At 52.9% G+C, this 16,932-nt stretch carries 16 protein-coding genes and 1 pseudogene; 12 read left to right on the plus strand and 5 right to left on the minus strand.

What is annotated here, in order from left to right:
• The first annotated feature begins 76 nt into the window (after nucleotides 1-76).
• From J7412_RS10065 to J7412_RS10085, 6 genes are all read left to right on the plus strand, one after another.
• Nucleotides 77-1,390 (plus strand): hypothetical protein, encoded by a 1,314-nt coding sequence (locus J7412_RS10065; protein WP_209078527.1) that lies wholly within the window; start codon nucleotides 77-79, stop codon nucleotides 1,388-1,390.
• 540 nt (nucleotides 1,391-1,930) lie between these two features.
• On the plus strand, nucleotides 1,931-2,146 hold the full coding sequence (locus tag J7412_RS10070) for a hypothetical protein (protein ID WP_209078528.1): 216 nt from the start codon (nucleotides 1,931-1,933) through the stop codon (nucleotides 2,144-2,146).
• 589 nt (nucleotides 2,147-2,735) lie between these two features.
• Nucleotides 2,736-3,647: an ABC-three component system protein gene (locus J7412_RS10075; protein WP_209078529.1), complete on the plus strand. Its 912-nt coding sequence runs from the start codon at nucleotides 2,736-2,738 to the stop codon at nucleotides 3,645-3,647.
• Complete coding sequence (locus J7412_RS10080; RefSeq protein ID WP_209078530.1) at nucleotides 3,644-3,889, plus strand: ABC-three component system middle component 6; 246 nt, start codon at nucleotides 3,644-3,646, stop codon at nucleotides 3,887-3,889. Before J7412_RS10075 ends, J7412_RS10080 begins: the two co-directional genes overlap by 4 nt.
• Nucleotides 3,886-4,116, plus strand: coding sequence for a hypothetical protein (locus tag J7412_RS21835; protein ID WP_247743857.1), 231 nt, complete (start codon nucleotides 3,886-3,888; stop codon nucleotides 4,114-4,116). The genes J7412_RS10080 and J7412_RS21835 overlap by 4 nt, the downstream gene beginning before the upstream one ends.
• Nucleotides 4,117-5,643: an ABC-three component system protein gene (locus J7412_RS10085; RefSeq protein ID WP_247743858.1), complete on the plus strand. Its 1,527-nt coding sequence runs from the start codon at nucleotides 4,117-4,119 to the stop codon at nucleotides 5,641-5,643.
• A gap of 793 nt (nucleotides 5,644-6,436) precedes the next feature.
• Here the strand turns inward: J7412_RS10085 and J7412_RS10090 are convergent.
• The 3 genes from J7412_RS10090 to J7412_RS10100 all read right to left on the minus strand — a co-directional run bounded on the left by J7412_RS10090 (nucleotide 6,437) and on the right by J7412_RS10100 (nucleotide 9,388).
• Nucleotides 6,437-7,228, minus strand: coding sequence for a hypothetical protein (locus J7412_RS10090; protein WP_247743859.1), 792 nt, complete (start codon nucleotides 7,226-7,228; stop codon nucleotides 6,437-6,439).
• Between the two features lie 261 nt (nucleotides 7,229-7,489).
• Nucleotides 7,490-8,617: an aldo/keto reductase gene (locus J7412_RS10095; RefSeq protein ID WP_209078531.1), complete on the minus strand. Its 1,128-nt coding sequence runs from the start codon at nucleotides 8,615-8,617 to the stop codon at nucleotides 7,490-7,492.
• Between the two features lie 30 nt (nucleotides 8,618-8,647).
• Nucleotides 8,648-9,388 (minus strand): SDR family oxidoreductase, encoded by a 741-nt coding sequence (locus tag J7412_RS10100; RefSeq protein WP_209078532.1) that lies wholly within the window; start codon nucleotides 9,386-9,388, stop codon nucleotides 8,648-8,650.
• A 136-nt stretch (nucleotides 9,389-9,524) separates the two neighbouring features.
• Here J7412_RS10100 and J7412_RS10105 point away from each other — a divergent pair, with 136 nt between their 5' ends.
• Together J7412_RS10105 and J7412_RS10110 are read left to right on the plus strand one after the other, a co-directional pair.
• Complete coding sequence (locus tag J7412_RS10105) at nucleotides 9,525-10,436, plus strand: LysR family transcriptional regulator (protein WP_209078533.1); 912 nt, start codon at nucleotides 9,525-9,527, stop codon at nucleotides 10,434-10,436.
• A 279-nt stretch (nucleotides 10,437-10,715) separates the two neighbouring features.
• Complete coding sequence (locus J7412_RS10110; protein WP_209078534.1) at nucleotides 10,716-11,111, plus strand: hypothetical protein; 396 nt, start codon at nucleotides 10,716-10,718, stop codon at nucleotides 11,109-11,111.
• 139 nt (nucleotides 11,112-11,250) lie between these two features.
• On the opposite strand, the gene J7412_RS10115 is transcribed toward J7412_RS10110, so the two are convergent.
• Together J7412_RS10115 and J7412_RS10120 are read right to left on the minus strand one after the other, a co-directional pair.
• A complete protein-coding gene (locus tag J7412_RS10115) occupies nucleotides 11,251-11,481 on the minus strand; it encodes a hypothetical protein (protein WP_209078535.1) in 231 nt (76 codons plus the stop codon).
• A gap of 12 nt (nucleotides 11,482-11,493) precedes the next feature.
• The gene (locus tag J7412_RS10120; RefSeq protein WP_209078536.1) at nucleotides 11,494-12,432 is read right to left on the minus strand and encodes a DMT family transporter; all 939 of its coding nucleotides are present in this window, start codon (nucleotides 12,430-12,432) and stop codon (nucleotides 11,494-11,496) included.
• A gap of 162 nt (nucleotides 12,433-12,594) precedes the next feature.
• Here J7412_RS10120 and J7412_RS10125 point away from each other — a divergent pair, with 162 nt between their 5' ends.
• The 4 genes and pseudogenes from J7412_RS10125 (at nucleotide 12,595) to J7412_RS10135 (ending at nucleotide 16,593) form a co-directional block, all read left to right on the plus strand.
• Entirely contained in the window at nucleotides 12,595-13,485 is an 891-nt protein-coding gene (locus J7412_RS10125) for a LysR family transcriptional regulator (RefSeq protein WP_209078537.1), read from the plus strand.
• A 481-nt stretch (nucleotides 13,486-13,966) separates the two neighbouring features.
• Nucleotides 13,967-14,125: pseudogene (locus tag J7412_RS21845) on the plus strand (IS6 family transposase); the annotation flags it as partial.
• A 729-nt stretch (nucleotides 14,126-14,854) separates the two neighbouring features.
• Nucleotides 14,855-15,226: a hypothetical protein gene (locus tag J7412_RS10130; RefSeq protein ID WP_209078538.1), complete on the plus strand. Its 372-nt coding sequence runs from the start codon at nucleotides 14,855-14,857 to the stop codon at nucleotides 15,224-15,226.
• A gap of 14 nt (nucleotides 15,227-15,240) precedes the next feature.
• A complete protein-coding gene (locus J7412_RS10135; protein ID WP_209078539.1) occupies nucleotides 15,241-16,593 on the plus strand; it encodes a hypothetical protein in 1,353 nt (450 codons plus the stop codon).
• Nucleotides 16,594-16,932 lie beyond the last annotated feature (339 nt).

Below are 16,932 nucleotides of genomic sequence, written 5' to 3' on the forward strand. Positions count from 1 at the left end.
TAAAGTTACCCAATGCTCTGAACACACATCGTACATATGATGTTGTTCAGCAGGTGTCTGTTCAAAGGGTCTAATAATGCAAGCGGCTCAGTCCGCTTGTATTTTAGGGCGTTCTTCATTCGAAAATTACCTTAGCCACCGAATTGAGTTCGGCAAACACGCTGATTGGCTTGACTCTCTCGACCTTACGCACCTGCATCAGGTATCCCTTTCGCTTGGCATGCAATTAGGCTTTGGATCTCAGTTGAAGCGTTCCGATCTGAGTTGGGAGCAGGAGCGCACAGCGATGTCTTTAGGCTTTAGCGTGCTTGAGAAGGGAGGCGATGCGCTAGCCAGCGCCTTGGAGCAAACGCGGCAACGGCGGCCCTCTGAAGAGAGGTCATATTTTACTTCAGATCTGGGCGAATTTTATGCGTGGCTGAAAAGCACCGAAGATGACCCTGCAACTGCTTCGCTCAGAGGGTGTGTATGTGACTTCATCAGTCAAAACTACCCATTGCAGAGCGGAGCGAAGATACTTGGTGCCGAGATAAGGGCGCCAGAGCTCGTAACGCTGGAGTGCGTGCGAGAAGAACATGGTGTGGGTAAAGTTAGGGTTCGGGGCATACTTGCGCATCTTCGTGGCGCTGCCGTAGAGGAATTGGCCGATCTTCAAGATATTCGCTACGAAGATCTCGACAAAGTTCTCCAATTTTGGGCGGGGCTTCAGAACATAAAACAGACAGCAGCACAGTTGCACATCCACCCAGTTCAGGTGAAAGCTCTTATCCGAAGCAAGACGCTGGAGTCTCATCGCTTTGGAACCTCCCTGCAATACGTGACAAAGTCTTCGGTTAGGGCACTTCTGACACGTCTTGAAAATTTGCCCGCCGCCGCCGCCAGCAAAGAAAATATACCCTTAAAAGATTTCTGCAGACGGAGCCAGATTCCGTTCGCCAGGGTGATCTCAGATTGGGTGAGCGGAAAGCGGGAGGGATTATCGCGAGATCCTGACGCCTCGGGTTTGGCCGCTATTTTGGTCTGCGATGGCAAAGTGTTTTCGCGTCGTTCACGCCGATTTGCGGGGGACTTGGCTTTGCTGGATGCCGCGGCCCACTTACGAATGAACGTAGCATCGGTAAGGCGCCTTAGGGATGGGGGGTACCTCACGCAATACAAAGTTCGGAATCCCGAAACGCAACATTACCGATGCTACATAACCGAAAGCAGTATTCGAGATTTTGAAGAGAGATTTATTACACTTGGTCAATTGGCAGAGCAATTGGACGTGGCAGTAATCCACCTAGCACGCGCGCTGGACAAAAAAGAGATTGAGACAATACCTTGCGACGCTGGGTTTGTTCGCGCTTACCCAAAATCAGAACCCGAAGTGTTCCAGAAGTTCACCTGAGCAAGCAAAAACTATGAATAGCCAAAAGGGAAGGCACTGGCACCTAAAGCCAAGCATTCAAACCTAAGATCAAGTGAAGCAGTCGTAAATGGTGACCTTGTTCATAAAAGAACCACTGAAATTCTCCGTCCGCTGCAACGTCTTTGTACGCGTACTAGCACTCCTGACGAGCTTGCTGCGGACTTTGTTCAAAAGCGTATCTAGATGAGATTTTGAGCTAGCGCTGAAGGCGATGGTAGTACTGAGGCGTGGCTGAACGGCTCAAAATCGCTGGAGCCGGATTTTGGGGGCTGCTGACGTCTCATGTTAGCCCCCTGCGCCTCAAGGCATTCAGGTGTCATGCGACACCGATGTCGCCCCAGCTGAAAGCTCAGCGTTTACGTTGTGGATATGATCCTTTTGGCAGATGGGGCTGCGCCAGAAGATAGCAGCAATTGGTTTGGCGCGACCGCTAAGTCGTGCGAAGGTTCTGCAGATAGATTGTGGTGCGAGGCTGGTCGCGTCTACGACAAGCGTTTTGTTGATTGGGAGTGAGTTGGCATGAGCGACAAAGAAACGAGGGAAAGCGAAGTTAAACTGGAACTCGCTCGAGCAACTCATCAAAGCGAGTCATCAGATCCTTCAGACAGTAGCTATGAGGAGCTATTGGCCAAAATGCAGGAGCTCCAAAAAAAGGTTCAGTTGATGGGGCCATTAGATCCGGATTTCGACATGAAACGCTTTTGTGATGAGTTAGAAGGCAGGTTATCGGTTTAGGTTTTGGGCCCAGGCTCTTCTTGGATCGGGCCATAGCTTTTCAAAAAGGTCTTCGGACATGACGACGTAGGAGACACGCCCGTTCCGACGGAGGAAAGTTGGCCCCTCATTCGCTTGTTTCGTAAGGTCGGCGATGTCGCCGTGTAGTGTCTCGATTTCGAAGCGTTTGCCTTGGATCTGGGGGAGGTCTGTTCTTTTCATCTGTTTCCCTTCTTCTCGCGCAACTCAAAAGCCACGGAGAGGTCCGTGCTGAATGCAAAAAGAGTGTAGAAAATCAGATCATAAACTCTGTTATCACAGCTACGCTGTGCTGTCGTCATGATTTGCATTTATGGTAGCGTGCCTTTTGAAGCTAGTGTCGCTAACAGCTGGAATGCGGACTTTGCCGTCATTCGATTTTGAGCCTTCGCTGACGCAGCATCCTTTCGCACGCGACAGAGTCTGTTTCACGCCTGAACGCCCCTCATTTTCCTTGTGAAATCAGCTCATATGAGAGACAATATAAGGTAGGGTTACATCGCTGAAACACTACAGATGTGCCCAATTCAACATCCAAAGAGCAGCCAAGGCCTGACACGTTCGAGCACTTATGGACCCCGTTTCAACCGCATTTTATGCACAGCATTTCAAAATTGCGTTCCTTGAAAAGAAAGGAACCGAATTCCAGGATTGGGTTGCCAGGCTCGGCAGCCATGCCCTCGGGGCCGATTTCGAGATTGTGCGTCCTTACGGCAAACAAGGCGACTGGAAATGTGACGGTCGCCAGCTGAGCACTGGAACGATTTTCCAGTGTTATGGTCCCGAAACGCCCACCAATCAAAAGACAATTGCGAAAGTGAACGTCGATTTCGCAGGCGCGCAGATCAAGTGGCCTGATTTCATGCAACGATGGGTGTTCGTTCACAACATCCCCGGAGGTCAACCGCCGGCTGTCGTGTCCCATCTTGATATACTCCGCGCCGAAAATCCTGGTATCTCTTTTGAGCTTTGGTCTGAAAGTGAGCTTTTCGACTGGCATGTCATGTTAGATGATTCACGCGCTCTTTTGATGTATGGTGCTGTTCCCAATCAGCAAATTGCCAGTGGCATTGAACTTGCGGATTTGCAGCCGGTGATCGACGTTTTGCAACGCCGCGATCCGGACCCGGCCGAGCCCCTGCCTGCACCACCATCCGCAAAAAAGCTGGAAAAAAATGAACTCTCGGTCGAAGCCGCCGATCTGCTGCGCCTTGGGCGACGCAAAGTGCGACTTGTCGAGACCTACTTCGAAAAGGCAGGTCCCGTGGAAATCGGTGAAAAAATCGCTGAAGCCTTCCGCGATCATTACGCTAAACTGAAAGCCATGCAACTAGACGCCGATCAGATGTTTTCTTACCTGCAGAAATTCGCAGGCGTTAGCGGCGAGCCAAAACGCCAGGCGGTGGCTATGGCCGTCATGGCTTACTTCTTCGACAGTTGTGATATCTTCGAAGATCCCGAAACCGAGGTCACTGGCTCATGATCCTGCCAACCAAACATGTGCGCGCAGATCGGGCCCTCATCGGGGTCGGTGGTGAACTGCTCAGCTTGCTCAACGAACCGATGACCGTTTCCCGGCTTTGGGATGCAATCCGTGAGCGCCGCTCAACGGCAACACTCAACGCACCTGTTGAATACACCTGGTTCATTCTCGCGCTAGATTTTCTGTTCATGATCGGTGCGGTGGAAGCCCGGCGCGGCATCATTGTGCGGGCTGCGTCATGATCACACGACTGAGCAGCAGCCTTAACAGCTTCAAATCGCTTGAATTTTCGTCCGGGCTGAACGTCTTGTTGGCCGATAAGAGCGAAGGTGCAACAGATCTTCAGACTCGCAACGGCGCTGGCAAGTCCAGCTTTGTCGAAACCGTCCACTTCCTGACCGGCGGTAACGCCAAAACAGACAGCATTTTTCGCTCTAACGCGCTCCTCAACGAAAGCTTTGACATCTAGATGGATGTTGGCGGCGATAAGATCACCGCTGAGCGCTCCGGCTCTGCTCCCAGTAAGATTTTCCTGAATGGCCCCGTCGAGGATTGGCCAATCCCGCCAAAATTCAAAGAAGATCGTGGTCTCTTCGAGATTTCAAATACCAATTGGTGTCACACCCTTGGTGCCAAATGGTTTGGGCTTGAAGCGCCGCCCGATTCCGACACCAAGTTTCAACCCACTTTCAGGTCCCTCTTTGCGTACTTTGCCCGACGCCAGGCAAGTGACGCGTTTCAGACGCCGACGCAACAGGCCGGCAAGCAACAAATCTGGGATCAACAAGTTGCCATTTCCTATCTCCTGGGCCTTGACTGGCACGTCTCTCAAGACTTTCAGGGGCTTCGAGAGAAAGAAAAACTGGTTAAGTCGCTCGGGAAAGCCGCCCGGTCCGGGGAGCTAGGGCCGCATTTCGGTCGCGCGGCAGATTTGCGCACGAAAGTAGTCGTCGCTTCTCGTCGCGTGGAACAAATCCGCACTCAAATCGACACATTCCAAGTTATCCCGGAGTACCGTGAGCTGGAATCCGAAGCCAGTGACATAACCAGATCCATCAACGCGCTTGGAGAAGAGAATTTCGTTGATCGCCAGTTGATCAAAGAGCTTCAGGCATCCCTGTTGGAAGAGGAAGCACCCGTCACAGAGGATCTTGAAAAGCTCTATGCTGAGGCAGGTGTTGTCCTGCCCGAGTTGCTGACCCGCCGCCTCGATGAAGTGCAGAATTTTCATCGCACTATTCTTCAAAACCGGGCCTCGCATCTGAAAGCGGAGCTGTCATCTGCCGAAAATCGCATCGAGAAGCGCGAAGAAGAGAAGGAGAAACTCGACACACGCCGTCGGCAGATCATGACCGTTCTGCAATCGGGGGGCGCGCTTGAGCAATACACCGCTTTGCGCGAAGAGATGGGACGTGCAGAGGCTGAGGTGGAAACCTTGCGACAAAGGCTGGACACAGCCGAAACGCTGGAAAGCACGAAAACTGAACTTGACGCTGACCGAAACCGGTTGGCCCAAGCGTTGCGCGATGACATCCGGGAACGTAAATCTGTTCTGGGCGATGCCATTCTGGCGTTCGAGGAGCTGTCACAATCTCTCTACGAACAAGCTGGCAGCCTAACGATCGACGCCGGGACAGCGGGACCACGTTTTGAAGTCAAAATCGACGGTCAGCGCAGCAAGGGCATCACCAATATGCAGATTTTCTGCTTTGATCTAATGCTCATCGAACTGTGCACCCGGCGTGGCACGTCACCAGGCTTTCTGATCCACGACAGCCACCTCTTCGACGGTGTCGATGAAAGACAGGTCGCCAAAGCGCTACAACTCGGCGCAGAGAAGGCCGAAAATCTTGGCTTTCAATACATCGTCACGATGAATTCCGACGCGATCCCCTCGGAAGGCTTCCAGCGTGGATTTAACATCTATGATCACGTTCTACCTACGCGCATCACTGATGCTGTCGACGATGGCGGCCTGTTTGGCATCCGTTTCTAACATTTGAACCGACAGCCTTTTCGCCCCCCCCCCGAACGGGCATGGCCTGCTTCACCGCCGCACAGCGGCGTCCTTACCCGCGCACTTGCAGCGATTTTCATACTGAGAGTGTGCGCAGCGAAATTCGAAGACTTCCGTAGTGGGCTCTTTTCGGACTTTCTCCGCACTTGAGAGTAATGTCGGCTATCGGTCAATTGCGATACGATGGAAAACCTTTGAGTCGTAAAAGGCAAAAATAGTGCGGCTTGGCGAAAACTGTAGACACAAATTCAACGGCTTAGCGGCTGGGCAATGGCAAAGCTATGTGTCGTCCCGCAAAAATGTGAGACGACACATAGTTCTGCCATTTGCGACAGAACCTTTATATTCTTATTGCTCGATGTTGAACCTCACACGACTTTGACCTTTGCGTCATGGTTCAACCAGGAATATAGCGAATGCTCGGCGCTGCAGCGCATCGCACCAAATTTCCCCACTAAAGCCGAACATATAGCCTGCACTACAGATCAGGCGTTGGAGTCTCAAAACCAGTCCCAGTTTCTGAGCATTCGGTATAGCCGTGCAGATCAGCACCTTGATCGCGTTGAAAGCCGTGGGCAGCGATCGCCGATTTCTGCCTGGGTACTAAAAGATCGCTCTGGCTGTTTTGGCAGTAGCTTTCCGCCCAAATCACCACATCACAAGGAAATGGCTAACGCTTATTTTGTAGGGGAACCAGCAGTCGATTCACTTTGTTGTTTCGGTAGACTGGCAAATAGTTACTACCACGCCCCCTTCAGACCCAAATCAGCCGCTAGCCCGGAAAGATCTTTCTAAAGTGGCTGTCGAAATAGTCCCACGTGTAGACCGCGCTATTGCCGGCATAGCCCTCGTAGTAGGATTGGCCGTTTGACGTCGGCAAGCCCGCCCAGATCTTGGCCAGATTGAGCATAAAGTCCCCACGTGGCATTTTAGCGGCGAGGAAATCGCTGAAGCCGGCCTCTTCCAACAGCTGGTGTGCCAGCTGGTCCTGCAGCTCGGGATCAAAAACTTCGCTGTGCGACACCTCTTGATGGCGGACCAGACGGCGCAAGGTGGCGGGGATAAGCTGATAGCGCCCGATCGCATGGGGCTGTCCCGGGGTGGCGTCAATCCATTGATAGATCTCGGCGATTGTCATTTCGGTTGGCCGTTTAGCAGGCCGGGTCCGGGCGCCATGCTGGACTGCATCATAGCCGGCCTTGCCCGCCTCTGCGCCTGCAATCAGGGTCATGAGCTGCTTGGCTGCAGACGGCAGGACCTGCACTTGCACCGGCGCAAAAAGACCGCCACTGGCGCGGCCTCGGAAAAGGCTGGCGGCGCCGGGGCGCAAGGCCACCGCACCGCGGCTGACATCGGCGCCGGACGGTTGCGCGAGAGCGGTACGGTTCGGCACTAAGGAAGAGGTATCATCAAAGGAGGCGCGCTGCGCAAAGAAGCCGTTTTGGATCAATGAGACACTGTTTGCCTGCACATCGGACGCCGCGAGGCAGAGGGCCAGCAGACTGAAACGCAAGGATGAGACAATAGGCATTGGGACCGGCTTTCTGCTGGCGAGATTTTTCAAACGGAATATGCGGAAATAGGCTTGATAAACCGTTTACCGGCGCGTCCTTTCATGTCTGGCTGGAAACTGCGGGCCGGAGAAGGCCTCGCCACAGACTTTGTTGCCGAATGGCACCAGAGCCAGTGCGAAGGTTACTGCCTCCGCATCCGGAAAGGCGAAGAACGCGCTGGTCGAGCCCGTCGGCGCCCACAATAGCAGCGCGGTTGCCTCTTAAACCTATCGAGAGCCCGCGACCAAGGTGCGCCGCAGGCTCTCTTGCGCTTACGAAAGCACCCGCGCGCCCACGTGGATCAAATCAAACATCGTTTGCGTATGGTAGGTGTAGGGCGACAACCCCGGCATTTCGCTCACTACGTTCAATGCGGCGACGTGCGCCTCATCCAGTGTGAATTCCAGTGCCGCGAGGTTGTCTTCAAGTTGGCTGAGCTTGCGTGCGCCGATGACGGCAGAGGTGACACCTCGGTGTTTGATCATCCAGTTGAGTGCGATCTGCGACGCGCTGTGCCCTGTCTCGTTAGCGATCCGCAGCAGCTCGCCGACGATGGCGATGTTTTGCTCTGAGGAGAGATTGGCGACACTTGGATCGGTGGTCCAGGTCTCCTTTAAACGGCCAGCGCCCACCAGATTGCCTGCATCGTCGACCGAGTATTTTCCAGTCAGTAGACCGTTGGCTAGCGGGCTCCAGGCGGTGAACCCCAGACCCAGTGCATCACACATCGGAAGATGTTCATAGTCGGCATGGCGCGCGGCCAAACTGTATTGGTTTTGGATCGACGACACCGGATGACGATGGCTGAGCCCCGCCAGTGTCTGCATCTTGGCCACATACCAAGCAGGGAAATTCGAGAGGCCAAACGCATGTAGCTTGCCCTGACGAATGAGCGTGTCGAAGGTGTCGAGCACCTCCTCCATCGGGGTAACCTGATCCCACTGATGCAGATAGTACAGGTCGATGTAGTCCGTCCCCAACCGCTTGAGCGAGGCGTCAAACGCTTTCAAGATATGTTTGCGACCGTTTCCACCGCCGTTCGGATCGCCTGGGAACTGGTTCATCGTGCCTTTGGTTGAGATCACCAAACGATCACGATTTCCCGCCGCCTTGGCAAATTCGCCCAGCCAGGTTTCACTTTCCCCGTTCTGGTAGGCATCAGAGGTGTCAAAAAAGTTGCCTCCCGCCTCTAGATAGCGGTCAAAAATCGCACGGGCCTCGGTCTTGCCGCTGGACCAAGCATCCCCCCAAGCATCGCCAAAACTGCCAGCACCATAGGCGAGCGGAGAAACACGCAAACCGGTTTTCCCGAGCATGCGGTAGGTGGTGAGCGAGGAGATCCGGCTTTCCGGCAGATCTGCGGCCGCAAATGGGAGGTCGTCAGAAAGAGCTTCAGACATTTTATTTCCTTGCAGTAAGATAGCTGCGCTTCATGCTCGCACAAGATGGCCGCCATCCACATCGATCACCGAGCCGGTCAGGAAGGGGTTGGTCATGGCAAAAATGACGGCTTGGGCGATCTCTGCGGCCTCGCCAACGCGGCCTACGGGCAAGGCATCGCCAACTTGGGCATACATCTCAGTACGGGCTGCTTCGGGCATTGCGGCGTAAGCCTCAGTTGCCACCATTCCTGGGCTGATGCAGTTCACCCGCGCCTGTCCGGCAAGCTCTTGCGCAAGACCTTTGGTCAGCGCTTCAACGGCGGCGTTCACAGCGGAAAGCCCTGTTGCACCTGCAGAAGGGCGGCGGCTGAGCACACCTGAGAAAAATGTGATTGATGCAGATGGGTTCAGATGGCGCAGAACTTCACGCGCAGTCACGTAAGGGCCGATGAATTTGGCCTCAAACATTGCGCGCAGATCCCCAGTGGGCAGGTCAGAATAAGCGCCATGTGCCGCACTGGACGCTGAAATCACCAGATGATCCACAGCGCCGAGCGCAGCCGCCCAAGTCCTTACAGCCGCTTCATTGGTAGTATCAACGGGTGCGACAGAGACGTCGCCTTCAATGGCAGCGGCCACTTTCGTAAGCTTGTCTGCATCTCTGCTTGCAATGGTCACCCTGGCGCTAAAATACGCGGCCAGCTCTGCGGTGGCTTTGCCCATGCCAGAGCCGCCGCCCACAATGACCACATGTTTATCCTTTAATTCGCTGCCAATCAGATTGGTCATATCCATTCCATCCTTTGTCCTGTCTTAAACCCCCACACCATCGCCGGGGCTTAGGTGAGATTTTGGGTCTGGTGCAGAGATAGGAGGCCACTCAAAATAGTTGAAATGGATATTTCAAATGGCCTAAATTGATGAAATGAATTTAAACTCGCTCGACCTCAATCTTCTGAAAGCCTTTGATGCGCTATACCGCGAGCGCCACGTTGGCCGGGCGGGCTCTGCAATTGGCCTTGCACAGCCTTCCATGAGTAACGCCCTAAACAGGCTGAGGGCGCGCTTTGGCGATCCGCTGTTCCAACGTGGACCAGAGGGCATGGTGCCCACGGCAAAGGCAGAAGTTTTGGCTCCGCAAATTCAGGAAGCGCTACAGGTTATCACACGGATGCTGGCCCCTGCCGAGTTCAGTCCCGCTACACTCGACGCTGAGGTATCCATTGCCGCCGCGGATCTGACCGTGACCACCCTAGCTCCCAAACTGATGGGCCGCTTGCGAGAGACCGCGCCAGGGCTTCGCGTGAGCTTTCTCCCCCTCGACAAGCGCAGCTTCGAACAAGAACTCGATGACGACACTCTGACGCTCGCGCTTGGCACATTTGGCAGGCTGCCTGCCAGATTCGAGAGGCAGACAGTTCTAAAAGATCACTTTATTTGCATTACGCGGAAAGGGTTTCTCGCGGACGGCGTACCGATGTCCCTAGACACCTTTGTCTCCGCTCGACATGCGCTAATGACATTGAGCGGAGGGTTCGCAGGCGCGGTCGATCGCGCGCTCGGCAAACGCGGTCATTCCCGGCAAGTTGTGATGACCGTCACGCAGTTTGCGCTATTGCCGGATATTATCGCGCAGTCTGACATGATCTCGACCATTCCTGCCTCTCTGGCAAAGACGGCGGAACGCGCAGGATGTAGCGTATACGATCCCCCTTTGGAGTTACCGAGCTGGGATATTGACCTGATCCACACCCGCAAAACAACGCACGATCCCTTAGGGCGTTTCATCGGCGACGTTGTTCGAGAAACGCTGGAGACACCTCTCCCAGATGCTTAGATGTCTTACTACTTTGAAACGGCATGGGGTCCCAATCTTCACATATCGAGGGAGATCGAACTACGGTATCGGCAGACCTGAGGCGACGTCTACAGGGAGCTCCGGATGCTGCATTCGCAGTCTGCTAGGTCGCGAATGTCGGCTTGTGTAAATCGGATAGTTTTGGGTTCTGGGGCCGTTTTTGCCTTCTGCAAGGCAAGCGGTAGGAGTGCTTCGAGGTTGTTGGTTTCAGGCTTCGAGGATAAATTTTTCAAAATTTGAAGATTTCGAGAGTACGAGATGTACTTGCTTGGCATGAGAGGAGCGCTTGGCCTCAAGCTCATTTTTGCCGCTCAGTTGATGATCGCAATATCGTTCACCATCCTTTGGATCACGTATGGGTTCTGGATATTTCTATCTGTGTCAGCTCTGCTGATTTATTTTGGACTGAGGGTGGCGCGGTTCCACCGCAAACACGAGCAGGAGATCGAATACAGTGGCTCTTCATCTAGATTGAACGCGTTCCCAAAACCCCGAAAATTTGCGGTTGCCCTGTCAGTTTTCGAAGGCGTTGTCATGGTTGTGTTTGGTCTATTTAGTTTTCTCATGATTTTGGTCATCAGACCAACCTGTATGATGAAGTGCGCGGGTTTCAAGCGTTTCCGTTTTTTGGTTCGGGAGGATGGCTATGTTTGATTTCATTAACTCAATGCACGGAATTTTTGATCATCAAAGGGACCATCGCGAACCTTAGCTGCGGTTCCTATCAATCTAAAAAAGCGCACACAGCCATCCTTTCATAACGTATTTCGGACAGCCGCTCACAGATGAGTTGCTAAACACTCCAAGCATAAATTCCATATGCACCTGTCGCGATGTAGAATGCCTGCATTGTTGTCCAGCCCCACATCCGTTTGCGGACCGCCAGCGTAAACAGCAGCAGAGCAGCCAGCAAAAAGAACACAAATGAAAGAACTTCATAGCCTGAGTTGGACGCGATCAGCAGCGAGTAGGCAATTGATAAAAGGGCACCGCCCCATTCCAGAGTTTTGTTGGCGTTTGTCATTTGTAGGTGTCCTTAGTCCCTGATCGAGTGCGGGCATGGCCCCGTCGTTTTTTGGCTGGTTGTTGTGAGCAGAACTCCGACCATCGTGACCGCAAGACCGATGAACATGGTCGAGGTCAGAGGGTCATCGAATAAGAACCACGCCCAGATCATCGTGACCGGTGGCGCGAGGTATATTGCAGCGCTGACTTTGGCGGCGGGATAGAGGCGGAGGGCAATGTAGTAGACAAAATACGACACGAAGGTGCCCAAGATGACCAGCCACGCCATTCCAATGGCAAAGCCCCGCGTCATCGGGGGCGCCAGCCCATCTCCCAGCGCCAAAGAGGACAGTCCAAACAAAGCGGCGCCGGTAAGCGAGTGAATGCACAGGCTCTGATAGACCGGCATCCTATGACGTTTTTGGCCACGATGTAGAACGGAGGCAAATGCAAAAATCAGCATAGAGCCAACAGTCAAAGCATAGGCCCAAAGCGGCGCGTTCCCAACTCCCAGACTGTCGATTGACACGATCAGCACGCCGCCAACCGCAACAAAGGTACCAAGCCATTGCCGGTGCGAAAGGCGTTCACCAAGCATCGGTTGGGACAAAGCAGCAATTGCCAGTGGCAGAAGGTCCGAGATCAGCGCCACAAGTCCGGTTGGGACACGCTGTTCAATCGCAACAGAAAAACCGCCCAGATAGAGGAAAACCGCCATGACGCCAAAGCCCATCTGATACAGCACCGCAGACGCGCGCATCCTTGGTCCACATGCCAAAGCAAAGGGCAGTAGGATCAAACCGGAAAGCAGAGTTCGCCAGAACAGCAGGAGCGCAATGCTAGCCTCCTCATTGGCATAGCGGATGCCTACAAACCCAGAACTCCAACCAAGTATCAAGAGTGCGGCCAACATCGGCCATAGTAACTGCGAGCGATGAAATCCTCGGGCGGGACTGGTCAGAGTGGTCATTGAGGTGCTCCTGTGGCGGCTCCATTGGCCTACAGGAAGGAGGTCGAGAAAGGGCATGACAAATATCGATATGATCATGATTTTCATGCCTATTGTGGCATTAGATGTGCGAATGGGTTATCATAAATGTCATCCTGGAGCGGCAAAGATTGGTGAGCACCTATGCCTAATGTGAAATCTCAACGTCTCGAAATTGACGCTCTGCGTGTGCTGCAGGCTGTTCAGCACCACGGCGGGATCACCCGGGCGGCAGAAGCATTGAGGGTGACGCAATCAGCGGTCAGCCACAAGATAAAGAGGCTTGAAACCAGTTTGGATTGCCAGCTTTTGACAAGGCGTTCAGGTGGATCGATGTTCACATCATCAGGGGAAGAATTGCTCAGCTATGCCGACCGTATTTTGGAGCTGCACGACGAAGCCGTTTTGAGCCTTGTGCGCACAAACCTCTCTGGCCGCATCCAGCTTGGTTTGACCGAAGACACCGCCATGACCGATCTGTCTCGCGTTTTAGGGCGCTTCCGCCGGTTGCACCCTGACGTCGTTGTGCGAACGAAAGTGCGTATGAGCCTCACGCTGCGATCCTTTCTGGAACGCAAAGAGTTGGATGCGGCGATCATGCAAGTATTCGACCATGAGGTGCGCCCTACGGATGTTGTGTTGTTCCATGAGACTTTACATTGGGTGAAGTCACCGGAATTGACCCTGCCGGATCAAGGCGCAATCCCATTCCTGTCGTTTGATGAAGCCTGTTTTTTCCGTCACTGGGCCCTAGACATCGGGCAGGACGATGACGCATTGCTTGAAACCGTTTTTGAATGCGCGAGTGCTGCGGGAATAGCAAATGCGGTTCGGGCAAGTCTTGGCGTGGCCCTGCTGAGCGAGCGCCATATCACCCCGGATATGGATGTGATCCAAGATCGGTTCCCCGCACCTCCTTCGCTTAGCTATGTCGTGCGCCGTAGTCGCCGCGAACGCAACCCTGCGCTTGATGAGTTGGTGGCTCAGATCGAGCATGAGATCGGCCGAAATGGCGGCTTGTCTCTGGCGGGCTGAGGCTCGGTAGCCCATATAGGTCCAAACCTAAAAGCGTTGTGTGCGAACAGGCCCGCTTTCCTACACAGTGCAGGATTTGGGGCGTTGAATTCCATTCCAGATCGGCAGCTCCGATTTGCAAAAATGGCAGTCAGATGGGCTGAGGCCGAACGCGGTGAGGAGATAAGACATTTCGGTCAGTTTACCGCGCAAACGTCAGATGCCACTCCCCATCCAATACAATGGACAGTTGCTGCCGCAATTGGCTGAGCTTTATGACATACAACATTTGTTGAACGTCACTGATGTTTGACTCAATTGACGGCCAAAACCTCAATAAATCTGCAAGTCACGTCATTCATTTCTGACCCAAGCGTCAAGCATTTCTGACCCAATCTGAATAGCGGTCCTTCATCAACGCTGCGGCTAAGGTCTCAGGAGAGCCCAAAGTTACCAGGTGCTGCAGTCCGCGTTAGTCACGAAAACGCGAAGTAAAGCAGACCTTGAACAGGATCATAGGTTTATCACACTTAGGATCAGGCCAATGCTGAGCTTCAAATCACTCTTGTTGGCCGGAATCGAGGCGGTCAACAAGATCTTCAGAGGTCAGTTCACGCCCAGATTCCGAGCGTTTCAACAGTTTGCCGAAATCGCTGGGTAACCCGAACACCAATTCCATTGATGCTGCCCACCAACAAGTTTGCGACAAATCCCGCCCATGTCCACCAAGCGCGCAATCTCCTGCCAGATACGTTCGCAGCGTTGCGCTAGGTTGGTGATCTTCTGGGGCCGAGCTTCACCTTCTTCCTGAAGGAAAATTCGGACCATCTCATCAAGGTAGCGCCCGCGCACCCGGCCCAATATGGTTCGGTTACCATATACCTCAGCTTGGCGGATCGAACGATGAGCGCCCAGTATGGCTTTAGAAGTCGGCAAGATTGCCGCGAACGCTGCGCAGACCCAAAGTATCCATCAATCGACCGCAGCAGGCGGTCTTGTGGCACATGATCTACCAGAAAAATCTTGTGGAACGAAAGCCGCTTGCGCTTCCTGCCTCGGTCCCCTCATGGCTGACCCTCACATCCATTACAGAAATTGAATCAGCGGTTCAGGCCTCAAGCAAGAATGAGTTTTCCAACAAAATAGGCCCGATCCGACCGTTCAAAATTGGGTAGCACACACCAATAGTTTTTGTAGCCCGTTAGAATTCACGCCGTTTTCACGCAATTTTCCCGCTCTGATGACGCGCTGACCGCAACGGTTGTTCTAACGTCGACTCAACTAAACAACGCTGAAAGCTGGGAAAGCTAAACCTGCTTGTGCAGGTAAGTGCTTTGTCAGAGTCGGAGAGTCTTCAACACAATTGCAACAACTGTCAGAGGATATGAAAATGAATGAGATGGAATGGCCGAGAATAGGCGACGTTTCTTTTGAGATCGAAGTTCCTCACAACGACATTCTGAATGTCGTATCCGTGAATGCAGTGCCTTTGATGATACCCGGCCATGTTCAGGTCATCATAGGGGATTCCATTTCTTCAAACGATATTGGCGACTTGAACGAAATTAGAGATGGGTTGAAAAGCCTCCCGGAAGATGACCGCATCGTTGTTTATGACGTAATAAACTACCAGGTGCCACAGTTGGACGTAAACCTTCGTCACACAATGATTTCAAGTGGTGGGCCTACAGGCGAAGACCTAGTAGTGGCGACCCAAAGCGGTCTACCAACATCCGTAATTTTGTTTGTCAGACTCGTTTGAATTGGAGCGTAACTATGAAGCGAATTCATGCAACTCGGTACGCTCTTGGCTTTGCGTTGCTAACCACGACCAACGTATCTGCACAAACTAACCCAGATGGCGATTCAAACTCTTGTATAGTCGGTTCCGATGGACAATGCCTTGAGGCCAGCGATCTCTTTGGGGCTTTGGATTTAGGTGTTCCAAGCACACCGCTCTTCACCCTTTTAGGTGCATCGCCAGAAAATGTCATGGAAGTAAAAACGGCAGATGAATTTGCTGTTTCGGTTTTGCCAAATGCCGTCAACGCTGTTGGAGAGGATTCATTTTCGTTGGGTTTGGAGTTCAACCCAGGCTTACTCATGCTGCCGGACAATGTATCGATCTCCGATTTGGGTGGGCGCTATAGTACAGCAAGAAAATTAAGCGGGATGAGCGTCGCGTTTTCGGCTATTGAAACCAGTGGGGACGCGGGCTTCACGCAGTATGGCCTAGGGGTATCTTACATCTATGACAAAAAGAGCCCTCTGTTCGCATACGATGATTTTACACAATGCATCGGACGCTCAGGATTTTACCCCGGTAACGTTCAAAACCGGGTTACGGAATTTAGGATAAAGATTACCCCCATACTAACCTCGGGTGGCATCGACATTACGAAATCTCCAATAATTACAAATCAAATCTGGGCAGCTGCTGAAGCTGATGGCACCCTGTCGGTGGAGAAAGTTGGTGAGATTTTGAAAGAAAATGGTCATTCCGGGAGCGAGAACGGCGCGGCCCAGGAGATTGTTGATCAGCACAAAAATCTAATCTTCGACGGCGACCGTAGCGCAATCACATCTGGACAAAAGGCTGTACAGTCTTGCGTCGACGAAGTGCAACATTGGAACCGCCCGGTTTATGGTATTGGAGTTGCCGCGTACTTGACTGACCCACAAACCGGTTCGAACGAAAGTGGATTTGGGTTGTGGGCATCCGCTTCTGGTCCTGCTCCTTTTGCTAAGGAACGTGGTCAAATCACTGGGTCGGTCCGCTACACGGAGAACTTAGTTCGGTCGCGGGAAGTTAGTGGGGTCGACACTATTGAAACAGTGGATGGATGGGGGGTCGGCCTCAGATACACACAGCGCTTCGGAGCTCCAACGGTCAATGTGGACAAGAGCAAACCAGAGTTTCGAGGATTCATTGAGGCAGGCTACTACGATGAAGAATTCTCAGGGATCAATGACGCCTACTGGCAAGCTGGACTTGGTGGAGAGGTCAGGGTCGCCGAAAACCTCTTTTTGCAATTCGCTTTAGGAGAGACTTTTGGAAGCAGTATTAATCGTTCGCAGTATTTGAGTGCACAGTTGAAGTGGTCTTTTACGCGGGCGTCGGTCAAATGAATGTTGACCGTTTGAATTCTGATAAAATACGAAAACCTCGACTACGTGCATCGTCAGATGGGGCATAAGTATTCGATGTCAGGCGTAGGCGCAGTGTATGGACGCCTGTTCCTCCTTTGGCTTTAACACTTTTTTGGTTTGGTTCTGACGCGCTGCGTGCGCCGCGACTGATACACTCATGACCTCCAGCGAACTAATAGGTCCGGTCTGCATCTTTGTACCAAACCACGATCCTCTCAAAACCAATGGAGCCAAAAAACACGGCCCCCAAGTCCGAACTTACAGGGTTTTGACGCCCGTTTGACGTTGCGCTGACGGCGTATCCCTAAACTCGCAATC

The organism is Shimia sp. R9_3 (assembly GCF_017743755.1).
In the GTDB taxonomy this organism is placed as follows: Bacteria; Pseudomonadota; Alphaproteobacteria; order Rhodobacterales; family Rhodobacteraceae; genus Shimia.

Coding starts and splice junctions, on each gene's coding strand:
- J7412_RS10065 (WP_209078527.1), top strand. CDS start 77: ATGCAAGCGGCTCAGTCCGCTTGTATTTTAGGGCGTTCTTCATTCGAA.
- J7412_RS10070 (WP_209078528.1), top strand. CDS start 1,931: ATGAGCGACAAAGAAACGAGGGAAAGCGAAGTTAAACTGGAACTCGCT.
- J7412_RS10075 (WP_209078529.1), top strand. CDS start 2,736: ATGGACCCCGTTTCAACCGCATTTTATGCACAGCATTTCAAAATTGCG.
- J7412_RS10080 (WP_209078530.1), top strand. CDS start 3,644: ATGATCCTGCCAACCAAACATGTGCGCGCAGATCGGGCCCTCATCGGG.
- J7412_RS21835 (WP_247743857.1), top strand. CDS start 3,886: ATGATCACACGACTGAGCAGCAGCCTTAACAGCTTCAAATCGCTTGAA.
- J7412_RS10085 (WP_247743858.1), top strand. CDS start 4,117: ATGGATGTTGGCGGCGATAAGATCACCGCTGAGCGCTCCGGCTCTGCT.
- J7412_RS10095 (WP_209078531.1), bottom strand. CDS start 8,617: ATGTCTGAAGCTCTTTCTGACGACCTCCCATTTGCGGCCGCAGATCTG.
- J7412_RS10100 (WP_209078532.1), bottom strand. CDS start 9,388: ATGACCAATCTGATTGGCAGCGAATTAAAGGATAAACATGTGGTCATT.
- J7412_RS10105 (WP_209078533.1), top strand. CDS start 9,525: ATGAATTTAAACTCGCTCGACCTCAATCTTCTGAAAGCCTTTGATGCG.
- J7412_RS10110 (WP_209078534.1), top strand. CDS start 10,716: ATGTACTTGCTTGGCATGAGAGGAGCGCTTGGCCTCAAGCTCATTTTT.
- J7412_RS10115 (WP_209078535.1), bottom strand. CDS start 11,481: ATGACAAACGCCAACAAAACTCTGGAATGGGGCGGTGCCCTTTTATCA.
- J7412_RS10120 (WP_209078536.1), bottom strand. CDS start 12,432: ATGACCACTCTGACCAGTCCCGCCCGAGGATTTCATCGCTCGCAGTTA.
- J7412_RS10125 (WP_209078537.1), top strand. CDS start 12,595: ATGCCTAATGTGAAATCTCAACGTCTCGAAATTGACGCTCTGCGTGTG.
- J7412_RS10130 (WP_209078538.1), top strand. CDS start 14,855: ATGAATGAGATGGAATGGCCGAGAATAGGCGACGTTTCTTTTGAGATC.
- J7412_RS10135 (WP_209078539.1), top strand. CDS start 15,241: ATGAAGCGAATTCATGCAACTCGGTACGCTCTTGGCTTTGCGTTGCTA.